Annotated in this window: 18 protein-coding genes and 1 pseudogene; 8 read left to right on the top strand and 11 right to left on the bottom strand. The window is 64.1% G+C overall.

Annotated elements, in window-relative coordinates; genetic code table 11:
* Positions 1–6: 6 nt before the first annotated feature.
* The 3 genes from AAA021_RS01250 to AAA021_RS01240 are packed head-to-tail and all read right to left on the bottom strand — an operon-like array spanning position 7 to position 5,735.
* Positions 7–3,390 (bottom strand): DEAD/DEAH box helicase family protein, encoded by a 3,384-nt coding sequence (locus tag AAA021_RS01250; protein ID WP_101677772.1) that lies wholly within the window; start codon positions 3,388–3,390, stop codon positions 7–9.
* A gap of 2 nt (positions 3,391–3,392) precedes the next feature.
* On the bottom strand, positions 3,393–5,507 hold the full coding sequence (locus AAA021_RS01245; protein WP_349087622.1) for an Eco57I restriction-modification methylase domain-containing protein: 2,115 nt from the start codon (positions 5,505–5,507) through the stop codon (positions 3,393–3,395).
* A gap of 15 nt (positions 5,508–5,522) precedes the next feature.
* Positions 5,523–5,735, bottom strand: a complete 213-nt coding sequence (locus AAA021_RS01240; protein WP_172596416.1) for a YlcI/YnfO family protein — start codon at positions 5,733–5,735, stop codon at positions 5,523–5,525.
* A 1,099-nt stretch (positions 5,736–6,834) separates the two neighbouring features.
* On the opposite strand from AAA021_RS01240, the gene tet(W) reads away from it, so the two are divergent.
* The 8 genes and pseudogenes from tet(W) to AAA021_RS01200 all read left to right on the top strand — a co-directional run bounded on the left by tet(W) (position 6,835) and on the right by AAA021_RS01200 (position 14,321).
* Entirely contained in the window at positions 6,835–8,754 is a 1,920-nt protein-coding gene (tet(W), locus tag AAA021_RS01235) for a tetracycline resistance ribosomal protection protein Tet(W) (RefSeq protein WP_075843486.1), read from the top strand.
* Positions 8,755–8,762: 8 nt separating this feature from the next.
* A pseudogene (locus AAA021_RS01230) lies at positions 8,763–8,954 on the top strand (DUF4368 domain-containing protein); the annotation flags it as partial.
* Between the two features lie 616 nt (positions 8,955–9,570).
* On the top strand, positions 9,571–9,942 hold the full coding sequence (locus AAA021_RS01225) for a YraN family protein (protein ID WP_075279297.1): 372 nt from the start codon (positions 9,571–9,573) through the stop codon (positions 9,940–9,942).
* Positions 9,943–10,146: 204 nt separating this feature from the next.
* Positions 10,147–10,911: a ParA family protein gene (locus tag AAA021_RS01220; RefSeq protein ID WP_075279298.1), complete on the top strand. Its 765-nt coding sequence runs from the start codon at positions 10,147–10,149 to the stop codon at positions 10,909–10,911.
* On the top strand, positions 10,898–11,854 hold the full coding sequence (locus tag AAA021_RS01215; protein WP_101677773.1) for a ParB/RepB/Spo0J family partition protein: 957 nt from the start codon (positions 10,898–10,900) through the stop codon (positions 11,852–11,854). Before AAA021_RS01220 ends, AAA021_RS01215 begins: the two co-directional genes overlap by 14 nt.
* A gap of 210 nt (positions 11,855–12,064) precedes the next feature.
* Entirely contained in the window at positions 12,065–12,511 is a 447-nt protein-coding gene (locus AAA021_RS01210; protein ID WP_101677774.1) for a CopG family transcriptional regulator, read from the top strand.
* On the top strand, positions 12,499–13,770 hold the full coding sequence (locus AAA021_RS01205) for a relaxase/mobilization nuclease domain-containing protein (protein ID WP_101677775.1): 1,272 nt from the start codon (positions 12,499–12,501) through the stop codon (positions 13,768–13,770). The genes AAA021_RS01210 and AAA021_RS01205 overlap by 13 nt, the downstream gene beginning before the upstream one ends.
* Positions 13,767–14,321, top strand: coding sequence for a hypothetical protein (locus AAA021_RS01200; protein ID WP_101677776.1), 555 nt, complete (start codon positions 13,767–13,769; stop codon positions 14,319–14,321). The genes AAA021_RS01205 and AAA021_RS01200 overlap by 4 nt, the downstream gene beginning before the upstream one ends.
* A 117-nt stretch (positions 14,322–14,438) precedes the next feature.
* Here the strand turns inward: AAA021_RS01200 and AAA021_RS01195 are convergent, their stop codons facing one another.
* From AAA021_RS01195 to AAA021_RS01160, 8 genes are all read right to left on the bottom strand, one after another.
* Positions 14,439–15,599 carry a hypothetical protein gene (locus AAA021_RS01195; RefSeq protein ID WP_101677777.1) on the bottom strand — a complete coding sequence of 387 codons (1,161 nt, stop codon included), beginning with the start codon at positions 15,597–15,599 and terminating at the stop codon, positions 14,439–14,441.
* Between the two features lie 11 nt (positions 15,600–15,610).
* A complete protein-coding gene (locus AAA021_RS01190; RefSeq protein WP_219350860.1) occupies positions 15,611–16,252 on the bottom strand; it encodes a hypothetical protein in 642 nt (213 codons plus the stop codon).
* A gap of 241 nt (positions 16,253–16,493) precedes the next feature.
* Positions 16,494–17,225, bottom strand: coding sequence for a class B sortase (locus AAA021_RS01185; RefSeq protein ID WP_101677779.1), 732 nt, complete (start codon positions 17,223–17,225; stop codon positions 16,494–16,496).
* A 72-nt stretch (positions 17,226–17,297) separates the two neighbouring features.
* Positions 17,298–20,039, bottom strand: a complete 2,742-nt coding sequence (locus AAA021_RS01180; RefSeq protein WP_349087621.1) for a VaFE repeat-containing surface-anchored protein — start codon at positions 20,037–20,039, stop codon at positions 17,298–17,300.
* A 12-nt stretch (positions 20,040–20,051) separates the two neighbouring features.
* Complete coding sequence (locus AAA021_RS01175) at positions 20,052–20,510, bottom strand: DNA gyrase (protein ID WP_101677781.1); 459 nt, start codon at positions 20,508–20,510, stop codon at positions 20,052–20,054.
* Positions 20,511–20,619: 109 nt separating this feature from the next.
* Complete coding sequence (locus tag AAA021_RS01170) at positions 20,620–21,621, bottom strand: hypothetical protein (RefSeq protein ID WP_219350861.1); 1,002 nt, start codon at positions 21,619–21,621, stop codon at positions 20,620–20,622.
* A gap of 2 nt (positions 21,622–21,623) precedes the next feature.
* A complete protein-coding gene (locus AAA021_RS01165; RefSeq protein WP_180805340.1) occupies positions 21,624–22,322 on the bottom strand; it encodes a hypothetical protein in 699 nt (232 codons plus the stop codon).
* 30 nt (positions 22,323–22,352) lie between these two features.
* Positions 22,353–23,378 (bottom strand): glucosaminidase domain-containing protein (locus AAA021_RS01160; protein ID WP_349087620.1); only part of this gene is annotated, 1,026 nt, incomplete at its 5' end.

Here is a 23,378-nt window from a genome sequence, read left to right as displayed (position 1 = left end):
CACGCGCTACGCCTCGCCCAGCTTGGGCCCGAAGACGCGCTCGACGTATGCCTCCAGCGTGCCCTCCTTGGCGAGCTCCGCGGCGTCCGCGAGCTCGAAGTTAGAGTCACATCCTTGGCCGACCTCGTCGTGGAAACCCAGGATGAAGTGGGTGGCAATCTCGTAGATAATCTTGGTGGGCGCGATGCCGAACACCTGATGCTCCAGGATGTGGTCCAAACGCTCGCGGTCGTCCGGGAAGGCGGCCTTCATGCCCTCGCTTCGGTACAGGCGCTTGATGATCTCGGTGATGTAGAGGCCAGACTTCATATACAGGTCGGCGAAGGTGTGGCTCGGGTCATCGAAGCAGCCCGGGTTCTCCTTCTCGAAGAGGTCCACCATCTGAACCACGACGTTGCGCGGCGTGAAGATCTGATTGGTCTTCTGGGGCGGCACGTAGTCGAAGATGTCCTCTGTCTGGGACTCGTCGAAGTAATTGGCCAGGCGTTCGCGCAGCTTGATGAACTCGCTCACGGAGTCGTTGAATACGACCTCGTCGAAGAGGTGCCCAACGAAGCGCTTTACCTCGCCGGTCTCGCCATCGGTGTAGTCGCCGCCATCACGCAAAAAGCGGAACTCATCAACGGTGATGCTCGTGACGTCCTGGAAGACGTCAGCGGGGATCACGGTGTCGAAGTTCGCGAGCGTCGTGCCCTCTTCGCCGTAGGCCATGAGGAACGACGGGATGGTACGCGAGAAGCCGCGCAGATGAGCGCGCACCTTGTCCTCGATGCCCTGCTTCTCGTCCTCTTTCTTCGCCGTCTCCACCTCGCGCACCACGGTCTCGCCGGCGCGTTGCACGAGCTCCTCGCGGGAGTCCTCGAGCTTCTGGGCGAGCGTCTGGAACGCCTCCGCTTTCTGCTCGTCATGGCGCTTGTTCACCTCGGCGCGCTCGGTCTCGCTTGTCGCCGCCTTGAGCTCGTCCTTGCGCGACTGCTCGATGCGGCGCGCCTGAATCTGGTAGTCGCCGACCTGGCGGTTGAGTTGGATGTCGGCGTCCGCCTGGACCTTGCGCTCGATCTGCTGCTGCTGGCGCGGCTTGAGCTCGCTGCCGTAGCTCTCCTTGGCGGCCTGTACCAGAGGCGCGGTCACGCTCTGCTTGAAGGCCTCCTTGAGGTTGTCGAGCATCACCCGATCGTCGTCATCGGCCTCGTGGGCTTTCGCGATGTCGTCCATGTGGCCTGAGAATTCGACGGCGATGTCGCCGTAGACCTTCGGCCCGAAGATGTCCGCAGCCTTGCCTACGACCTGCTCGTCGGGAATCTCCACCTCGCCCTCGTCGTTGATGGAGAGCTCGTCGGCCGTGCCCTCATCGATCTCGACCTTGTTCTTCTCGGCGTTCTGTGCCTTGCCCTGCTCGTAGGGATCGAAGCGCTGGATGATCTCCACGACCTCTGCCGGCGCGCGGAAGACGCTCGCGATGTTCTGGAACAGGAAGTTGCTCATAAAGCCGCGCCTGACCACCTCGCGGGCATGGATGCGCCTCGGCACGCTGAGCACCTGCTCGGCGTCGAGCTCGACCATCTGCCCCTCTTCGTCCTCGCCGTAGACGGGGAAGAAGTTCAGCAACTGACGGATATGGCGCTCGCGCGTTTCGACATCGCCGCCGCCGCGCGCGGTCTCGCCGTACAGGTCGTTGGCGAACTGCTCAAAGATAGTAAGCGTGCGCGCCGGGTCGAAGTCGAAGACGTAGGCGTTCTCCTTGCGCGCGTAGTTGCCGCCGCCCAGGTCGAACAGGCACGGGTTCTGGCTGCGGAAGGCCGCCTGCATGTACAGTGCGGGGCTCGCCATGTTCGAGAGCATGAGCACGGCGGTCCACTCCGGCACGGTCACGCCCGTGGTCAGCTGGCCGACCGAAAGGGTGATGGTCCTGTCGTGGTCCTTGATCGCGCGGCGTACCTTGTCGAGCGATTTCTCGTTCTCGTCATCGGCGTCGATCTTGCCGTCGCCAGCAGCGAGTACCACCTCGTAATCCTTGAAGACGGGGTGCGCCTGCAGCTTCTTGGCGAGGGCGCGGGCGGAGTCGACGCGGTTGAGCATCCAGAACGTGTGACGCAGCTCGTCGCGCAGCCCGGGTGTCGAGAACGGGAACTTCTCCTGCGTGGTGAGCGCGTCGAGGAACTTATCCACGTCGGCGTCGTGCACGAAGCCGCCGTTGTGCTTGGTCGAGAAGAACTCGTTGAGGTCGAAGGCGAACTCGGTCTGCTCGCCATCAATCTCCATGCCGCCGCGGGCCTCCTGCTCGACGATGTCGCTCATCTGGTAGGTGAGCAGGTTGAGCTTGGGGAGGTTGGCGTAGGGGTTCGGCTGCTCAGAGTCGGCAGGCCAGTCACGCTTGGCCTGCTGCTCGTCGGCATAGGTCCAGTTGTAGATGGCGTCGTCGGCGAACTTCTCGTTTGCGATGGCCTTGAAGGGCGTGCCAGAGAGGTGCAGCGTGAAGCGGCGCTTGATGTGGTCGAATGCCACGTCGGTCTTGAAGGTGTCCACGCCCTCGTGTGCCTCGTCGATGATGAGCACGTCCCAGGTGAGGTCGGCCACCTCGTCGAGCTTCTGGTACACGCCGCCGAAGCGGATGGAGCCCTTGAGGTCCTGAAGGCTCACGAACTCGATGAACCCCTTGGGGCCTTCCGGGTCGTTGCGGATGGCGCGCAGGTACTCCTCGCGGCTGAGGCAGTAGGGCTTGCCGGTCAGAGCGTCCACGCCGCTGATGAAGCGGTAGCCGCCCTCCAAGCCCACGAACTTCACGTAGTCGTCGTACCAGGAGTTGGCGATGGCAGGGCGGTTGGTGACGATGAGCACCTTCTGCGCGCCGATACTGCGGCACAGGTCGTATGCGGTGAGCGTCTTGCCGAAGCGCGGCTTGGCGTTCCACAGGAACTCGCCGCCGTGCGCGCCGCCCTCGTCCCAATGGGCGCGGGCGAAGGCTCCCGTCTGCTCCACTGCGCGCTGCTGCTCGGCGCGCAGGGTGTAGGAGGCAGCGCCGGGTGCGTCCAGCACGCCGTCGGTGTCGCGGAACCGGTAGAACTGCTGGTGAGACTCCTCGCCGCTAATCTTGAACCATTCCTTCTTGGGTTCGCGCTCGACGCCCTGCTTCTCGAGGTAGGCGTGGAAGTCGGTGTCATGGAACGTGCCCGCACGGTGCTCCCACGTGGCGTTGCCGCTCCACTCCAGATGCCACTGCACGTCGGCGGTGTGCGTTTGCTGTTTGATTCGCTCGCGCACGTCCTGCTCGGTGTAGCCGATCTTGGTCCAGCCGTTGTGGCGGACGATCTCGGGCGTGGTGTAGGCATAGATCTGCGGCACCGCGGGAGCGGTGGTCTCGATGATCTGGGAGATGTCGATGCTCGCCATTGCTAGTCCATCTCCTTCACATGGGATTCGATGAACTGAATCTCCTCGTCGTCGAGGCCGTACTTCGCATAGAGCTGACGGTCGATGTCAGCAACAGACTGCGACCAATCGATGTCGGAGTCAGAAGTAAAGTCCTGTAGGGGGACATACTTCCATTTTGGTGCGGGATTGTGCTGCGTAATCTTCAGAATTCCGAGCATGGTCCGAGCGAACTTCGATTTTATGTATTTGAGGAGAGCCGTAGCTTCCGCTTCGGAATTGAAACTGCCAATGCTTATGAAGGACTGCGTATGCCCTATTAAGGGCCGCCCTATTAAGGGCGTAGAAAGCACTTCTCCAAGCGCGCCCGATCCGTTGGCGGCAGGAACAAGTACTTTCCATTTGTCGAGGTTCGGATGCGGAGCGATATATCTGGCGGAAATGAACTTGTAAGCTCTTCCGGCGCGACCTCTGCCAAAGATTCTGATGCAACTATCTCCGTCGCCAGGCATCTCGTCAAAGAAAACTACATTGTTAAGGTTGTCGAGAACGTTTGTCTTAAGGTCATAGTCGTGGTTCTTGCTCAACAGACCATGGTCGTCGTCAACATAACGAATCTCGGGATGGTCTTCGTGCATGGCTTCAGTGAAGTGGTAGCTATCGGCCGCGAAGATGATATCGCCGAGGGGTTGGATGCCATGTTTTACAACCTTCTCTTTGATGGTACGAAGCTCATCGAAATGTGTGAACACTTCTATCGCACCGAAATCCCGATCAGCATCTCGATAGGTAACGGCAACACCGCCCTTGATGTCGGTATTCGGAAAGGCGCTGGACGCATCCGCTTTATAGCTCATCACTTTGAAATGGGGGTCGTTAAGCATCTTCCTGTTCCAGGCCTTTGGGGTTGAGCCGGCGTCAAATAGGAATCTAGCGGGAGTGACAAGCTCCACCTTGTCGGAAACCTTGAACGCCGAGTCCATAAACTCGTGATAGATGGGCGGTGCATAGGTCTTATTGCCAGAATCTTGTTCCGCCACTGAAAGCTGATATGGGGGATTACCGATTACCGCATAGAACTTCTTTCCCATAATTGCTGCCTCACCTTTCAATGCGGCGAACTCGAAGGGCTCGCCGTTCTGCCAGTCGTATATCACGCAGAGGGGAACCGTTTCCCTTGGCTCCTCTTCTTTGGTCTCTTCGGTTGTCTCGTCGGGGAATACGTCATCGAACAGGTCGAAAAGCGACGGTTGCATCGGCTCCGGCTCGGGCTCCTCGAACGTCCCCAGGGTCGACTCCACCTCGGCGCCCATCTTGTTGGTGGGCACGGCGTCTGTGAAGCCGTTCATCTGCCAGAAGTTCCAGGAAACGATCCATGCCGCCTGCTCGAGCTCGTCCTGTTGGGGGCCCGACCCCCAGCGATTGCGGAGATGCTCGACGAACGTCTCGAGCACATTGACGCGAGCAATAAGCAGGTTGTCGCCCTGGTACTCGAAGCCGTACGTCGCGCGCAGCGCGTCGAGGGCCCGGCGCACCCATTCCTTGCGAGTCTTGGTCTTCTCGGTCACAACGCGAAGCTTGCGGTCAAGGAAGCCTACGCGCTCGCTTACGGGTAGCTCGTCTCCCGTCACGGTGTCGTAGCGCGAGCACACAAACGGCGCCTCGCCACACGTGATCTCGAGCCGCGTAGCCTCCACGTATGCGCGCCAGCCGTGTCCCTTTGACTTTGGAAATTCGATTGGATCACTAGTCGGCGTCCATGTATTGGCGCCATCATCCGCAACGATCTCGGTGTTGAAGACATCGCGCCGGCCGAACCAAGCCTCGTCCAAGTCGTTGTTCATCTGATTGCACAGCCATGACGGGGTGAACACCTCGGCGCGGCTCTTGGTGCGCTGGGATTGCTTCTCCTGCTCTTTGGCGATGCGCGGCTTGATGACGCCGGAGTTCATGCCCGTGATCTTCTCGACGGTCATCTCGTCATCGCCCATGTAGCCGTCGCCTAGGGCCTCGTATTCGTTGTCGGCCCATATGATGTTGCGCCCCGTAGTGCGGTCGCACAGCAACGTCTTGAGAATGAAAGTCGGGTATCGGCGGTCGAAGGACTCTATGAAGCCTTCGACCGAGATGTCGTGCATTGGCTCCGTCACGGGCTATTGTCCCTTCTTCGCGAGCTCTTCGATCATGCAAGTGCGCACAAAGGCGGAGAAGCTCATGCCGCGAAGGGCAGCCTCCTCCTTCGCCGCGTCGCGCAGGGTGTCGGGGATGCGCAGGGTCACAGATACCTGGTCGCCGTTTACCAGGAAGCTCCTGATCTCGGTCTCGCCGGGGTTACCCTTGATGAGCTCCTTATAGCCGTTAGACATTCGCGCCTCTATCCCTCGAAATGCAATACAAATGCGTTTTCTGAATTATAACGCAGCGGTACGCCGCGGCACTGGGAATAGGGGGACATCAGCCGCTCGGACACAATGCGACACCGGGCGGCGGAGAAGATCATCCGGCCGGAATCAAGGAACAGTTTCCGGACCGGGTTTCGTTCCTCAGTTATCGCGCGGTTTGACTTTGGCCCGCTCCTCCGCATAGAGGACCTCGTTCTGAGCCTCCAGGATGCGCGCCGCGTCGCCGATGCGCTCGGCACACCTCTCGCTTATAGACCTCAGGGCCAGGACCCCCTCGACGTCGAGCGGGTCCAGCTGGTCGGCGTGAGCCAGGGACTCGAGCAGCTGGTCCAGGCCCCTCGCCAGCCTCCCGGCATCTGCCACCGCGTCGAGCAGTTCGAGGCGCTATATCTTTTCTTCGTAACCCAACATCTGCTTGTCTCCTTCTCTCAATGCTCATGTACGGTAAGGAAGCGAGCAACCGAAAACAAGAGATAGACCGCCAGCACTACACTATTCCGAACCAAAGACCAAAAGATAAGCATTGTGGGAAAATCTAAACTTTTGGATTTTCCTACAATGCCAACTACGGCGGAATCCCTCCCACTCCTTATATCTTTCTGTATACATTGAATTTGTATTTAGTAAAATGCAGACAACACCACGGATCGGCTTTTGGTTGGACAATTCCAACCAAACACCACAGCAGACAGCAGAAAACATTCTGAACGCTAGGAAGCCGGTATGATTGTTACATATAAGGGGAAGAAAAATTTCTTTTAGGTACTTGCTTTCCTAAAACTGATGTGATACAATGATTTAATCCAGAAAAGGAGTAAAAAATATGCGGCAAGGTATTCTTAAATAAAATTTGATAATGGGCGCAAAAATGATTGCCCCTTGCAGGGGCTTAGTTTTTGTACCCAATTTAAGAATACTTTTGCCTTTTTAGTAAATATCGTGACGGACAGCGGCTCATGTAAGCCGTCATACTTCTGTTTGTCCGAAGTCATGATCCCCAGCGGTAAAAGTATTAGCCGCTGGGGATTTTTGCGCCCATTTGGGCCTTGTATGGAGGATAGACATGAACATTATCAATATCGGGATTCTTGCCCATGTAGACGCTGGAAAGACAACCTTGACGGAGAGCCTGCTATATGCCAGCGGAGCCATTTCAGAACCGGGGAGCGTCGAAAAAGGGACAACGAGGACGGACACCATGCTTTTGGAGCGGCAGCGTGGGATTACCATTCAAGCGGCAGTCACTTCCTTCCAGTGGCACAGATGTAAAGTCAACATTGTGGATACGCCCGGCCACATGGATTTTTTGGCGGAGGTGTACCGCTCTTTGGCTGTTTTAGATGGGGCCATCTTGGTGATCTCCGCTAAAGATGGTGTGCAGGCCCAGACCCGTATTCTGTTCCATGCCCTGCGGAAAATGGACATTCCCACCGTTATCTTTATCAATAAGATCGACCAGGCTGGCGTTGATTTGCAGGGCGTGTATCAGTCTGTTCGGGATAAGCTCTCCGCCGATATTATCATCAAGCAGACGGTGTCGCTGTCCCCGGAAATAGTCCTGGAGGAAAATACCGACATAGAAGCATGGGATGCGGTCATCGAAAATAACGATGAATTATTGGAAAAGTATATCGCAGGAGAACCAATCAGCCGGGAAGAACTTGCGCAGGAGGAACAGCGGCGGGTTCAAGACGCCTCCCTGTTCCCGGTCTATCATGGCAGCGCCAAAAAGGGCCTTGGCATTCAACCGTTGATGGATGCGGTGACAGGGCTGTTCCAACCGATTGGGGAACAGGGGAGCGACGCCCTATGCGGCAGCGTTTTCAAGGTGGAGTATACAGATTGTGGCCAGCGGCTCATCTATTTGCGGCTATACAGCGGAACGCTGCGCCTGCGGGATACGGTGGCTCTGGCCGGGAGAGAAAAGCTGAAAATCACAGAGATGCGTATTCCATCCAAAGGGGAAATTGTTCGGACAGACACCGCTTATCCGGGTGAAATTGTTATCCTTCCCAGCGACAGCGTGAGGTTAAACGATGTATTAGGGGACCCAACCCGGCTCCCTCGTAAAAGGTGGCGTGAGGACCCCCTCCCCATGCTGCGGACGTCGATTGCGCCGAAAACGGCAGCGCAAAGAGAACGGCTGCTGGACGCTCTTACGCAACTTGCGGATACTGACCCGCTTTTGCGCTGCGAGGTGGATTCCATCACCCATGAGATCATTCTTTCTTTTTTGGGCCGGGTGCAGTTGGAGGTTGTTTCCGCTTTGCTGTCGGAAAAATACAAGCTTGAAACAGTGGTAAAGGAACCCACCGTCATTTATATGGAGCGGCCGCTCAAAGCAGCCAGCCACACCATCCATATCGAGGTGCCGCCCAACCCGTTTTGGGCATCCATCGGACTGTCTGTTACACCACTCCCGCTTGGCTCCGGTGTACAATACGAGAGCCGGGTTTCGCTGGGATACTTGAACCAGAGTTTTCAAAACGCTGTCAGGGATGGTATCCGTTACGGGCTGGAGCAGGGCTTGTTCGGCTGGAACGTAACGGACTGTAAGATTTGCTTTGAATACGGGCTTTATTACAGTCCGGTCAGCACGCCGGCGGACTTCCGCTCATTGGCCCCGATTGTATTGGAACAGGCATTGAAGGAATCAGGGACGCAACTGCTGGAACCTTATCTCTCCTTCACCCTCTATGCGCCCCGGGAATATCTTTCCAGGGCTTATCATGATGCACCGAAATACTGTGCCACCATCGAAACGGTCCAGGTAAAAAAGGATGAAGTTGTCTTTACTGGCGAGATTCCCGCCCGCTGTATACAGGCATACCGTACTGATCTGGCCTTTTACACCAACGGGCAGAGCGTATGCCTTACAGAACTGAAAGGGTATCAGGCCGCTGTCGGCAAGCCAGTCATCCAGCCCCGCCGTCCAAACAGCCGCCTGGACAAGGTGCGCCATATGTTTCAGAAGGTAATGTAAAGATACCTACCGTCAACGCCGAGAAATTTATGGGTATTGTCCGCAAGCACCTTGCCTTTGAAGAACTGACCCCCACTCTCTTGCGGGAAATGATCGAGAAAATTGTGGTGCATGAGTGCAGCTATGATGAGAACGGCACCCGCAGGCAGGACATTGAGATTTATTACAGCTTTGTCGGCAAGATTGACTTGCCCGAATAACCGCCCGACCTATCCGACACAATGGCCAAGTGTCGGATAGGAACGGCAAAATTTTTTGCACTTCTATTGCTTCTTTATCACACATAAGCAAACGGACGTGTCGCGCAGCACCGTAGCCGTTCCGCGCAACGAAAAGCCTCACCGCCAGCGATCTCGTGCGCACATCGGCCGCAAGCGGCACGGGAGAGGCCGTCCCGATTAGGGTAGCGGCGCCGCGACTCGGAAACGCGCCTCCGTCCTCCACGCGACGTCCCGACGTAACCCTCGCGAGCGCCCCGGCAACCGCCGACGGGCCGCATCCCATGCCCGGAGGGTCTCGGCGCCCATGGCCGGTTCCATGCCGCACGCCTCCGCCCCTCCGACCCGAAACCCGCCCCGGCGCTCCTTGGACGCGCAGGGTCGCACGCCGGCAGGCGGCCCGCAAGGGCCGCGACACTTTTTCGGGTTCTTCGCCCCATGCGCTGCGCGCGCGAACAACGCGAAAAACTGACGTCGGGAGATTTCTACAACCACGTCCGACTTCGCTTCCTCCCTTGCCGGCACGCCCGCGCTGCATGCGACTCACGCGACGCAAGGCACGCCACAGGGGCGGGCCTCAGAGTCTAAGGAGCAAGACATGAACGACATGAAGGAAAAGGCGATGGGCGCGGTCAAGGCCTTCCTCGAGCGCAAGGGCTACGAGATCGTCGACGAGGCCTGGCAGGGGCCCGAGGGTATCGGCGGGATCGACCTCGTGGCGGTGGACGAGGACGGGACCCTGGTGTTCGTCGACGCCACGGCCCGGATCGGGACGGACGGCTTCCCCGAGGCCCACAGGGCGCGCGGGCTGCGCGAGGCGCTGGCGGCGACGTGGCTCGCCGGCAACGGCGACGACTACGCCGACACCCCGGTCCGCTTCGACGAGGTGGCGATGATGGTCGTCAAGGAGAACCGCGCGCTCCTGCGCCACCACGTCAACTGCTTCGGCGAGATGGAGCCGCTCTCCTAGGCGGCGCGCCCGGCCCCGGGCTCCCGGGGCCGGGTTTCCCCGAAACTCGGCCCCTGTACCACGAAAGCGTACATATCCGTACGTTTTCGTGGTACACTCCGCTTGTCGGACAAATCCGTACGATTTTGTCCCGACGCTCCGAGACTCGGGGCGCGCCGGACCGGATGCGGCGAGGCGCGCCCCACGCTAGAGAGGACGCGACCCATGCGCACGATAGCCATTTCCAACTACAAGGGCGGCGTCGGCAAGACGACGACCGCCGTGAACCTGGCGGCCATCTTCGCCGCCCGGGGCCTTCGGACCCTGCTCGTCGACCTCGACCCGCAGGCGTCGGCCACCGACTTCTTCGGCCTCTACGACCGGGCCGCCTCCGAGCGGCGCACATCGGTCGAGCTGCTCTACGGCGGCGCGCCCGTGGAGGAGATCGCCTACGCCGCCGGGGAGAACCTCGACGTGGTGGCCTCGACCATCGACCTCGTCGACCAGAACGAGATGCTCCTGCGCGAGCAGCGCCTCAAGTTCGCGCTCGACGACGCCTCGGGCTCCTACGACGTCTGCCTCATCGACTGCAGCCCCGTGATGCGCAGGCTCGCCTTCAACGCCTACCTCGCCGCCGCGGAGGGCGGCATGGTCGTCATCCCCGTGAAGCTCGACTCCACCGTGATGCGCGGCACGGCGCTCACCGTGGAGGCGACGCGCTCAATCGCGGACGCCCTGCGCATGCCCACGCCCAGATGGAAGATACTGCGCACCTGCGTGCCCGGCCGCATGACCAACGCCGAGACCACGGGCGCGGCCGTGCTCGACGGGTTCTTCCCAGACGAGCAGTTCGAGACGGTCATACACGCGAGCAGCAAGGTCTGCGAGGGCAGCTGGCAGTGGAAGCCGGTGGCCGCCTTCGAGCCGGGGAGCCGCCCCGCGCGCGACTACGAGGCCCTCGCCGACGAGGTGTACCGTGAGCTCGCCTAGCCAGGTGGCCGCGGGATTCACCATCACGGGGCTCCTCGACGGCGCGTCCCGCACCCGCGGGCGCTACCCGGTGTCCGAGATCGCGGTGGCCGACATCGCCGACCACCCGGCGAACGCCGCGTACTCCATGGACCCGGCCGGCATAGCCGAGCTCGCCGAGTCGATACGCCAGGACGGCCTCACCGACCTGCCGCTGGTGCGCAAGGTCGGAGACGGCTCGTGGCAGATGGTCTCCGGGCACCGCCGCAAGGCCGCCTACGCGCTGCTCGCCAAGGACGACCCCGCCTACGAGAGGATGCCCTGCCGCGTGATAGAGGGCATCGACGACGAGCGGGCGGTGACGCTGCTCCACGCCGCGAACTACTTCACCCGCGCGCTCACCGTGACCGAGCGCGCCGCCGCGACCGAGGCGCTCAGGGGCGACGCCGTGCGCCTGCGCTCCGAGGACCCGTCGCTTTCCGGCATGCGCGTCGACGACGTGAAGGCCGCCATCATCGAGCGGCAGACGGGCCGCAAGGTCTCCGGCAAGACCATCGCGCGCGAGGAGAGGCTTGCCCGCAGGATCGCCGAGGACCTCTCGCCCGAGTGGGCCGCCGAGGCCGACCGAGGCAACCTCAGCGCCGAGGCGGTGCGCTCGCTCGCGGGCATGCCGAAGGAGCGCCAGGCGGAGATGCACGCCGCGATGGAGCCCTGGCGGCGCACCAAGCGGGAGCTCTCCGACTACGTGAGGAGCGAGAGCAAAACGCAGGCCGGCCCCGACGGGCGCATCGCGAAGGCCGCGAGGCTCGTGGCCGACTTCCTCGAGAGCCCGCCCGAGAGCCCGAGCGCTGCCGACCTCTCGCTGCTGCGGGAGATGGCGCTCATGACCGCGCCCTACGCGGAGGCGGGCGCAGGAGCCCGGAAGGTCCGAAGAAGGGCCTCGCATTCGAAATCCAGCAAGTAGCCTATGGCGTCCGACATCGCGTCGGGCGTCCATAGCACTTGGGGACCGGGCGGCCTCGGACCCGTCATGCCGCGGGCCGTTTGGGAGCCCGCTTACGCGAGGCCCGGTCCCAGAGGCGGCGCCCGAGCCGGGCCGCCGCCTGCGGGGAATCCCCCGCGCCCCTAGAGAGACGCGCCCGCCGCACGGCGGGCCCGAGGAAAGGAATCCGCAATGGAAGAGAGCGTCGGCGGCGCCAGGGGCAAGGAGCGCCGCGTCACGTTCCGCATGGAGGGAGGCGACTACGACGCGCTCTGCGAGCGGTGCGAGCGCGCCGGCCTCAGCAAGTCGGAGTACCTGCGCTACCTCGTGCGCATACCGCTGTCGACGGAGGCGAACGCGGGAGACGAGCACCGCATACTCGTCGACCGGAAGGCCCTGTGGGCGATGTCGCGCGAGCTCACGAAGTGGGGCTACCACTACAACCAGGCCGTGCACGCGATGAACCTCATCAACTTCCACGCCCGCCACGGGCGCGTCGACCGCGACCTCGTCGCGGATAGCGTCCCGACGATCGAGCGCGAGCTCGCCGACGTGAACGCCGCGGCCCGAGAGATGGCGGCGGAGCTCGGTCGCATCGGCGCCGACTCGCTCGTGGAGGGCTCGCCATGCCGATCCTGAAGCCGATAAGCGGCCACGGCTCGACGGGCGGCATCCGCCGCTACCTCGAGAAGGGAGGCCGCGCCCTGGCGCGCGACCTGTTCAACCTGAGCTACGACGAGCGCGACGCCGGCGCGCTGGGGGAAGACGCCAAGGAGGCCTGCGCCTGGGACGCCGAGATGGACGCCACGCGCGCCGCCTTCGGCACGGACGCGCCCTGGCGGGGAAAGCCCGCGCGCACGTTCAAGCACTTCGTGCTCTCGCCGGACCCCGGCGACAGCATCGACCTGGCGGCGCTGCGCGAGCTCGCGTGCTCGTGGGCGCTCAAGCACTTCGGCGACCACGAGATCGCCATCGTCTACCACGACGACAACGCCCGCGGCATACCGCACGCGCACATCGTCGTGAACAACGCCAACCTCCGAACCGGCTACCGCATGCAGACCCAGCACCCCGAGGACCTCAACCGAGACCTTCAGGACATGGCGCGCGAGCGCGGGCTGTCGGGGCTCTCCAACGACCGAGCTCCCGAATCGCCGTCGAAGGCGCGCGGGCATGCCGGCGCGGGCGGGCCAAGGAGCCGCAGGAGCGTCTACCTGGGCCGGGCCGAGAAGGAGATCATGCGCTCGGGCGGCTACTCGTGGGTCGGCGACATCCGCGCCCGCGTCGCGCTCGCCAAGACCACGGCGCGCGACGAGGCGGAGTTCCTCGGCATCCTCGACGCCCTGGGCGTGCACGTCGCCGACAACTCGGCCAAGGCGCGGCGGGACGACTGGGTGTTCAGCCTGGCGGAGGAGCCGTCCAAGAAGGTAAGCGGCGAGCGCCTGGGGTTCGTCTACGGCAAGGAGATGCTCCGCCGGCGCTTCGAGCGCGAGGGCGCCTACCGTCCCACGGACGCGAGCACCGCGCGCATCCGCGAGGCCGCCGAGCGGGCTCTCGAGCTCAACGACCTCTCGGAGCTGAGCAGGCTCTCCTCGGCGCTCGAGACCTGCGCGAAGTTCGACGTCGAGTCCATCGAGGAGTTCGGGCTCAGGATGGCGACGTTGGAGCGACGCGGCCAGGCGGGCGGCGAGGGGTACCGCCGCCTCGAGGCCGCCCGCGCCTACATGGCCGAGAACGGGCTCATGCCGCTCAAGACCCGCTACGGGGACGGTGAAGGGCGCGACGATGCCAGCGGCAATTCGCGCCAGTGCCACCGAGCGGACGAGCAGAAGCGCATCCTCGCCGCCGAGCGGCAGCGGGCCCAGCAGGACCAGCGTAGGGAGAGGGGCCGGAGATGATGGTGAGGATAGAGTACGAGGGCGGCAGGACGACGCTGTTCGACACGCTCTCGTTCACGGAGGGGTCGCCGTTCTCCGGCGCGAACATGCTCACGGAGTTCGAGCTCGAGATGCGGGAGGAGCCCGAGAAGGGGCTCTGGCTCACGGCGAACTGGCACCAGGTGCGCGACGACTGGCGCGCCGACGCGCCCGCGGACGGCATCCCGGCGGCGCGCAGGTCCCGCGGCTGGCGCTTCATGCTGGCCTCGGAGGCCGAGCTGGGGCGCGCCCGCCGCGTCCTGCTCGACGGGGACGAGGCGTTCGCCCGGGTGCGGGGGTACCTGTGCGACGCGGCAGCGATCGGCGCCTGCTACCGCGAGTACGTGGGCCCTCCCTCAAAACCGCTGAAGTCGCAGATAAGGGAGCTGCAGCACGCGCTGGGGAGGGCAGAGGTCCCGGGCGTGCCCGACGAGCTGGCGAGGCTGCTCGCGGAGGAGAAGGAAGAGGGCGCCGAGGAGGGCGTGCGTAAGGTCAAGGAAGATTGGGGTGACGTCGATGAAGAGGCTTGGTAGGTTCCTCGTGGCGGCGCTTAAGGTCACGCTGGGCTTTTTCGTCTGGCTGTTCCGCGCCGTGTTCAAGTGGGTGATGTGAGAAGAGGCGGGCAATTGCCCGCCTCTTCTTCTTGGCTTCTAATCTTTCTTATCGTCGATGAGCCAGCAGTCGGTTCCGTCCGTGAGCAGCGTCCTGGCTGTCCGGGATGCCGCTGCGATGCGTTCGATCTCGCCTTTTCGATCTTCGGCTTCGGACCTCAGTTTCGACTCTCCCGAGCGTAGGCTCGTGCGCATCTCGACCTTAGCCTCGAGGAGCTGCTCCTTTGCGGCGGCTCTAGGCGTCTGGGAGACCAGCCTCTTGAGGGCGTTCCCCTGGGTGCCGCGAGGAAGCGCGATGGGCGCCCCCTTCATGCCCCCGATCTTCATCTCCATGAGCGCGGCGAGGACCTGCCTCTTTTTCAGGAAGCCCTGAGATTTGTCGAGGATCCGCTGCTCTTCGATGAGGGCGCTGCGGTCGTCCATGCTGCCGTCGTAGTACATGCGCGTCATGGCGAGCGCCGACAAGGCCTGGAGGCACATGCCGAACTGGGCCTCGTAGGATTGGATCTCTTTAAGCAGCGGTTCGAGGTCCTTCTCGCGCTCGGCGGCGCTCCTGACCCCGTCTTCGACGCCGGCGAGCTGCTCGGTAATCCAATCGATTACCTGGCCGACGTCGTTGTACCTGCCCTCGATCTCGTTTCTTGCCGCCTGGCGCGCCTCGGCGGGCTTTTGGAGGTAATCGTCATGAAGGGCTGCGTAGGTTCTGGCGATGTCCAGGGCGTTTTTGACCTTCGCCTTCTGATCTCCGGCGATCATGGAGGCGATCGATTCCAGCTTAGCGTCGATGCGCTGGAGGCTGTCGCTGATTTCTGTCATGTACGCCTGGCCGACAACCATCGCCGCCGCGGCAAGGCCGATGCTGGCGATCTGCGCCGGGCTGACCCCGGTAGCTTTGAGCGAGACGTCGCCGCTCAGGCGACCCTTTGGGTCTCGGATGAGGGCCCTCACCGCTTCCGGATCCTTCTTCGAGGCGACGAGGTCCTTAAGGCTGTAGCCTTCGGGGACCTCGACTTTGTAGAGCTGCTTTCCCTCGACGAGGTCTATGACGTCCGAGGCGAGGCCGAGAAAGGCGTCCGCCCGCTCTCCGATGCCGGCGTTGTTCTCTTTGCTCGTATTGGTGTTCGCGATGACCTTGATGCTGTTGAGGTCGTCGATCGCAACAACCTCGACGCTAATCGGCGCAAGTTCTTTGTCGCTCATGCTCTTAGCGCCTATCTCGCCTCGTCGGAGCGTGCCAGGACGTCCCATTTGTTGTACGAGCTCTCGGCCTGAAGATCCCTGACGAGGGCCTCATAGCGGCTCTCGAGGTCTTTTTCCTCACACGGGAAGAGCAGGATCATCATGGGTCTTTTGAACTTGAAGTCGGCGTAGACGTCGACGTTGCCGAAACCGCAAAGCTGTGTGTATATGCTGAAGCCCATGGATTTGCCGCAACCGACATAGACGTCCTCGTAGGCGGAAGGGTCTTTCTCTCGTGCCGATTTCATCGTGACGACGGCGTAGCAGCCGGCGATCGCCATGTACCCATCGCTGAGGTCGGCTTCGCTGGAGACGTTGTTCTCAAAGTTCTCGAAGAACTCTTTTGCGGAGATCGGCGGAAGCGAGCTTGCCACGGCCTTCTTGCGGGATGCCTCGAGTGACTTTTGCTGCTCCTTCTTGTCTTTGATTGCCCGACCCTTTGAAAGGAATGAGTCCCTGGCTTCTCCCAGGCTATCTGCCGCCTGCTTCCCCCTTTGCTGCCCCCAGTCGATCAGAGCGGGCCCGTATTTGTTCACAGCGGGCTCAACGAAGGGCAGAACGTCTTTTCCGATGTCGATAGCCTTTTTGACGTCTTGCAGCTTAATCTTTCCCAATTGCGTACCTCTGTTCATGGACAACCGGAAGCTTATCGAGAAGCAGCCGGCAGCGTCTTGTTTCTATCAAGTGCGTAAATTATCTCACCACATGCAAGACCCCTTGCCGAGATATAGCGGCAAGGGGTCGAAGGGCCATATTCGGTTGTAGTTTCGATCTGCAAGTCCTAGTCTCGGTCGTCGTCGTCGCCGGCTGCGCAGCAGGCGTAGGCCGTGAGCGTGAGGAGCCCCATGAGGAGCCCTATTCCGAAGGGCGCGAATCCCATCCTTCCACCTCCTTCGCGTAAACGACGGTGCGCGAGTTGCTCGTCTGGTAGCTGCACGTCACGAAGGCCCAGGCCTGCGCGACGTCCGAAGGCTCTTCCAGGACGACCTCGCACCGGGACAATTTGTCCCCGAGGTAGGCGGCGAGCGCCGCCGCGTCTGCGAAGTCGGTCCGCTTGCCCTCCGAGCTCGCGTCGACCACGTCGGCCGCGAAGACCTCGAGCTCGATCGCCTTCTCGCGGGTGTAGACCCGGATGGTGCGGTGCCCCTCGGCGAAGTCGCGCGACGAGTACTGCGCGAGCGGCGCGAACATGGTGCCGTCGGACATGTGGTGCCCGTAGACGATGACGAGCGGGCTCTCGGCGCCCTGCGCGCACCCGGCGTCTATGTAGGGAGCGCCCCACGCGGATCTTTCGCCGCCGGCGTCGTGCGTGAGGTAGAAGTCGGGCGATTCAGTCCGGCCCTGGACGATCGGGTAGTCGACGGTCGTGCCCGGCACGCGCACCCAAGCGACGACGGAGGCGGGAAGGGCGTCCCAGTCGATGCCGCCTCCCGTCTCTTGAGCCTCCATTGTCGCGTCCTCTTCCGCAGTAGGCACCTCGTGCACCTCGTACGGGTTCCTCTCGGGCAGCGGCAGGACGGCGAGCGCCCCCATCGCCAGCAACGCCACGGCAATGGCGAGCGCCGTGGCAGCTTTCCCTTTGTTCATGTCCTCCCCCGTTCGCAGGGGAGGCCCCGGGCGAGCGCCCAGGGCCTCCGGTTCGGTATCGATGCGGCGCCGCTACTCTTCCGGCTCTTCGGCAGGCTCTTCGGCTGCCGTGTCCTTGCTTGCGCCGGCCGTCTTGCGCTTGCGGTACGCGAGCGCTCCGCCCGCACCCGCCGCAGCTGCCAGAGCGATGCCCGCGGCCACGGCGTAGCCGGTGCCGTCGGGGGCGTCGGCCCCGGTCTTGGCGTAGGGCTCCTCGGGGACCTCGGGCGTGTCGGGGTTGTCCACGACGACGCTCTGCTCGGCGGAGTCGATGTCCTCGTGGGTTGCAACGACGTTGCCGGCGGAGTCCAGGACCTTCTCGAAGACGACGAGCTCGTCTCCCTCGGCCAGGCCCTCGGTGTCGAACTCGAAGGTCACCTCGACGGTGCCGGAGGGCGCCTCGGGCTCGAAGGGCGTGCGCGCGGTCACCTCGTTGCCGTCCTTGTCGAGGAACGGCTCTCCGGTGCCCTTGTCCATGAGCGTGCCCACGGCGATGTAGGTCTCGCCGGGGACGAGGCCCTTGTAGGCCACCGTGTCGACGACCTTGGCCTTGCCGGCCTCGATGACCTGGTCGCCGTCGGCGGCGTCAGCCGCCTGCGTGCTTACCTCGACGGCGACGTGGACTGTCTGGCCCTCGTCGGAGAGGTCCGCGTGCGACGCCACCTCGGCTCCGTCCTTGCGTAGGCTCTCGAACACGACCAGGTCGCGGCCGCCGAGCAGGCTCGCGTCGAAGGAGATCTCGACGTCCTGGTTGCCCGTCGAGAGCGCGGGGGCGAACTCGGCCTTGGCCTCCACGGGCATGCCCGAGACGTCGGTCACGGGCTCGCCGGTCGCCTTGTCGACGAGGGTGGCCGAGAGCTCGTACTCCTCGCCGGCCTTCAGGCCCTCGTAGGCGACGGCGTCGACGACCTTGGCCTCGGCGTCGGCCGAGACGTCCTTGTCGCCGTCCGCCCCGTCCTTTGCCGTGGTGGAGATGCGCGGGCCCTCCTGGTCGTCAAGGCCCATCCACACGGCCTTCGCGACCATCGAGTCGCGATCGATCCAGAAGCTTCTCGTGATGAGCTCGAGGCCCTCGTTGGCATCGCAGCGCAGCTCGGTCATGGTGTAGGCGCCGTACGGCAGGGCCGCCAGCGAGTCGTCGACCGGCGCCGAGGAGCCGTCCTCGCCGAGCGAGAACCAGATGCCGGCCTTCGGGTCCATGTCGGCGGCAGCAATCGGGCCCTCATGGCCGAGCAGGGCGTCGTTGGCGTTGGTGTCCCTCGAGTGCTTGTTCCAGCTGCTCGCGGTCGACGCGTCGCCGTTGCGGTCCGTGACCAGCACGTGAATCTCGCCGGTGGCCGCGTTCTCGATGGCGAACGGAACCATGAGGCCGGCGTTGTCGGACTCGCTCTTCTTGGAGAGCTCGAGGTCGTTGCGCACCACCTGGTCGCGGAACTCGAGCGCGGCGCCGTCCGCGGAGGCGCTCACGATCTCGTCGCCGGTGCGGACCTCAAAGGTGCGGGGCTCGCCGTCGGTCAGCAGGTAGCTCCCGTTCGTCGCCGTCTCCCGCACGTCGTAGGTTCCGTACGGCAGTGCGTTGGCCGCGGTCTGCGCGGTGTAGGCGCCGGCCTCGTCGTTCCATGCGGTGGTCAGCGTGGCCACGGCCTCGCCCGGCTCGCGCCACTCGCCGTCAACGAGGACCTTGTGCGCCGAGCGGTTCGTGACGGTGAACTCGATCCCGTCGAGGCCGGGGTGCTCGCCAGGCGCCTCCTTGTGGCCGCTGCCCGCGAGCGCCTCGGACGCCTGCAGCTCCTTGTCGGACTTGGTCACCTGCACGCCGCCGCGGAAGACCTCGTCGGTCACGGGGTCGCCCGTGAGGTCGCACACCTCGCCGGCCTTCACGGTGAACGCGACGGGGACGTCGCTGGCGTCGTAGCCCTCGGGCGCGCCGGACTCGACGATGCGGTAATTGCCCGCGGGAAGCGCGTCGGCGCCGGTCGCGGCGACGTGCGACCCGTCCTCGGGCGCGGTCTTTATCGTGGCGCATACCTCACCGTCGGCGTAGTACTTGCCGCCGACCAGCACGTAGCGGCCGGTCTCGTTAACGACGAAGAAGCTCGCGCCGTCGAGCGAGGCGTCGCCCTGGGGCTCCGCGCCCGCCTCGGAGTCCGTTTTGGCGACCTTGACTCCGCCTGCGGACCAGCTGAAGCTCACGAGCGTCTGGGAGCCGCCGCCGGTCCTGACGCAGAACGCCTCGAACCCGGCGGATACCTTGCCGGCGCCCGCCTTCATCTTGGCGAAGGTCCCGCCGATCAGCTCGGATTTCGCCCAGGAGGCGAACTCGGCGCTCGTGCCGTGCGTGGCAGCCGACTCGGACCCAGAGTAGGCGTAGGCGATGAGCACATGGCTCGCCGCCGCGTACTTGGCGTCGTCCCAGCCGCCGCCGTCGTACCAGCTGCCCGGGAACATCGACGCGTCGAAGCCGGGAGAGCCGAACGAGTACCAGATCGCCGCTGTCACGTCGCCGCTCGGCACGGGGCTCGTCGAGTAGGAGCCCGGCGCGGGCGTCGGGGACGAGGGCTCGGCGCAGTAGGCGATGTTGCCGTCGGCGCTCATCCACGTGGTGGCGAAGCCGCCGTAGGGGATCTTGCCGCCGATGGACACGTCTACCGTGCTCGGCGCGGCGTAGGCGGGCGAGGCCGCCACAGAGGCGAGCAGAGCCCCCGCCGCCAGGATGAGCGCCATGGCGCATCGGAGGAGCTTTTCCTGCAGGGTGCAGTCTTTCGCTGCGTTCATCTTTCCGCCTCCCTATCTCTCGACGCTTCGCTGTGCGCGGGGCGCCTCGTGCTCGGCGGCGCGGCTCGCCTGGCGGGCGTGCTCGGCGCGCTCCGCGAGGTAGCGCGAGCGCCCTGCGTCAACGGCCTCCTTGAGCTGCGCCGGCATGACCTTCACGGTGTCCTTGACCGTGCGTCCGTCCTCGTCGAGCTCGGGCTGGCCGTCCGGGCCCATCACCGTCTTCCTCAGCCACACCTCGCGGTTCGCGAGCAGCGGTATGTCTCGGAAGTCGGCCCCCTTGAAGCGGCTCTCGTTAACGAACATGGGGCTGAACTCGTAGCCTCCCACGTCCATGCCGTCGACGACGGTGCCCTTGGGAAGGGTCGCCGAGTTGAAGGTCCTGGCCTCGCCGGTCGCGCGGTCGGTGTACTCGATGCCCTCGCGCACGAAGCTCTTGTGCAGCGAGAGGTACACGTTCTTCCTCTCTTCCATGTCTTTCCTCCTTTTCGTTTTCAATCGGTCCTTGTCTTCATCCGCCGGGACGCGTGCCCCGGCGCGGTGCCCCTATCTCATGGCGACCGCCCCCTTCCTCGCTTTTCCGCTAGAAGCCGCTCACGATGTCGCGCGCCCAGGAGCCGCTTTTCACGAGGGCCAGGATGAGCAGCACGCACATGGCCAGGTACTGCAGCGCGTAGGTGAGCCCGTTCGCGACCGCGTCGGCCGGGGTACCCGTCCCGGGGTTCGCCCCGGTGAGCCCGCCGAGCACGAGCGGGAACGATATGAGTAGCACGAGGATGATGACGCCGGCGATGCAGACCGCCCCGAAGCTCTTCAGGTAGCCAAGGCCTATCTGGCGCGTGGCGTCCATGCCGAGGAACGCCAGCGGGATCGGGGCGAACGCGGCCATGATGTAGAGCTGGAGCGCGCGGGCCCAGCAGACCACGAGGGCGACGACGTAGGCCGCCAGCACCACGACCCAGCTGATGAGGCTCACGACGAGCATGGCGATGAGCGACGGGATGTCGTCGTCGGTGGTGACGACGGACACCTCGGGCAGGTCGAGCGCGCCTCCGGCGCCGAAGAGCGCCTCGACTCGGTCGATGGCGAGCCCGCAGACCTCGTAGATCGACGCCATCAGGTCGAAGCTGTTCTGTATGAGGAACAGGAACACGGCAAAGAACACGAGAAGGAAAACGACCTCCTTGACGCCGGGAAGGCTCTGGCTGCCGTCCATGCGCTGGGAGATCTCGATGAGCTTCAGGGTGAAGACCAGGCCGAGCACCCCGCACCCGATCGGCAGGATGGCAACCTGCCATACGCCCCGGGCGACGTCGTGCATGGTCAGGTCGCTCGAGCTCGTGAGCATGTGCGCGAAGTCGGCCGAGAGGATCCCGTTCGCGCCGATCGACCCGAGCACGCCCGTTTGCGCCTTGAACATCCAGTTGCAGCAGTCGCGCAGAAGGCCGCACAGCCAATCGTTGACGTCCCCGGCTATGTCGGCGTATGCCGGCTGCACGGGGACGAGCAGGAGCGCGCAGAGGGCGAACGCCGTCGCGGCGGAGATGGCGAACGCCCTTCGGCGTCGCGCCTTGAGCGCCCCCATGGCTACATCGCCTCCAGCGAGCCGCCGCGCGAGACCACGGTGACCACCGTCGAGGCGGGGTCGTCGAGCGTGAAGGTCGTCGACGCGACGTTCCCGGCGTAGTCGAGCCACACCTCTTTGTCCCAGGAGGCACCCGCCGCCTGCGGGGACACCTCCGCCGCCTTCCTGGCGACGGCCTCCTCGATGGCGGCGACGTCTACGCCAAGCGCCTCGGAGAGGCGGCCGTCGGTGCCGGTCACGGAGAACGTTCCCTCGCGTGCCTTCTGGGGCGCGTAGGCCTGCGTCAGGAGGTCGCAGGCCAGGGTGCGGGCGTCCCCGCCGCCCGAGACCTGGATGAGGGACAGGCCTCCCGCCTTGTCGCCGGTTCCCTTGACGTCGATGGGCACGCTGAGCACGCCGTCGGCCTCGGTTGGCTCCTCTGCCGAGAAGAACCAGGCTCGCTCGGTGCCGCCGGCGCTCTCCACCATGGCGCCCTCGACGATCCGCAGCGTGGCGGTCGGGTCGTCGGCTCCCGTCCACACGGTGTTCCAGAGCGCCTCGGCGCCCGAGGCGGCCTTCCCGGTCGCCGCGTCGGCGCCTGCAGCCGCGGGCTGCGCCTGCCCCTGGGGGCTATCCTGCGCGCCTTCCTGCGGGGCGATGGCGCAGCGCGCCGCGCCCGCGCCGAGCGCCACGGTGAGCGCGCCTGCCGCGACGGCGGCCATGACCCTTGACTTTCCCTGCATTGGTTTCTCCTATCTCGCGGTGAGCGCGCAGCTGAAGCTGCCGATGCCGCTCGCTATGCGGCACACGTCGCCCGTTCGCGGCTCGTGTATGTACCTGTCGTCGCCGATGTAGATGGCCACGTGGCCCGAGCGGTAGAGGATGTCGCCGGGCTTCGCCTCCGAGAGCGGTATGCGCCTGAGCTCCTCGTACTGGGAACCCGTGTAGTGGCTTATGCGGATGCCCGCCTGCGCGTAGCAGTACTGCGTGAGCCCGCTGCAGTCGAGCGCCTTGCCGGGGGTCGAGCCTCCCCACACGTAGGGCACGCCGAGCTGGCTGTACGCCGCCTCGACGATCGCGTTCCCGCTCGCGGACGGGTCCTTCAGGTCCTCGACCGTCATGGAGTCGAGCCGGTAGAGGCCCCATTGCGCCATGATCGACTTCAGGGACTCGACGTAGGACGAGTCGGTCGCCCAGCCGGCGTCCTTGAGCCCCTCGGCCATCCTGTCCGAGTCGTGCCCCTCGATCGCCTCGCGGATGAGGGCGTTGCCCGAGTAGCGCTCCGCCTGCAGGAAGATCCTGCTGCGGAAGCGGATGCACTCGGCGTCGCCGGTGAAGCGGATGAAGCTCGCCGTGATCTGGGTGTGCTCGCCGGGCACGTACTCCTCGCTGGTGGCCCAGTTCGCCTTGCCTGCGACCTCCGGGCAGCCCGCGTAGCCCGACCACCACTTCATGCCGAAGAGGTTGTGGTCGCGCTCTGCGAGCCGGCTCATGCGGTCGCCCTGGCCGGACTCCTGGATGATCTGCGCGATGGTGCAGCCCGCCGGGTGCCCGTACTCCTCCTGGCACTCGAGCGCCGCCTCGACCATCTCGTAGGTGATGTAGGGCGGCAGCCCCTCGAGACCCTGCTTGGAGGCCGCGTCGTCCCAGAAGCCGAACAGCGCGCTCAGCAGCTGCGCGACGGCGAGCGCGCAGGCGACGAAGGCCACGATGCCGGCCACCGCCCCGAGCAGGGCGGGCGCTGCGCCCGAGGCCGCGCCCGCGATCGCGGAGGCGGC

It is taken from the genome of Collinsella sp. CLA-JM-H32 (genome assembly GCF_040098165.1).
Lineage (GTDB): Bacteria > Actinomycetota > Coriobacteriia > Coriobacteriales > Coriobacteriaceae > Collinsella.
Note: the sequence above shows the minus strand (reverse complement) of the source record. Positions and strands in the feature narration are given on the sequence as shown.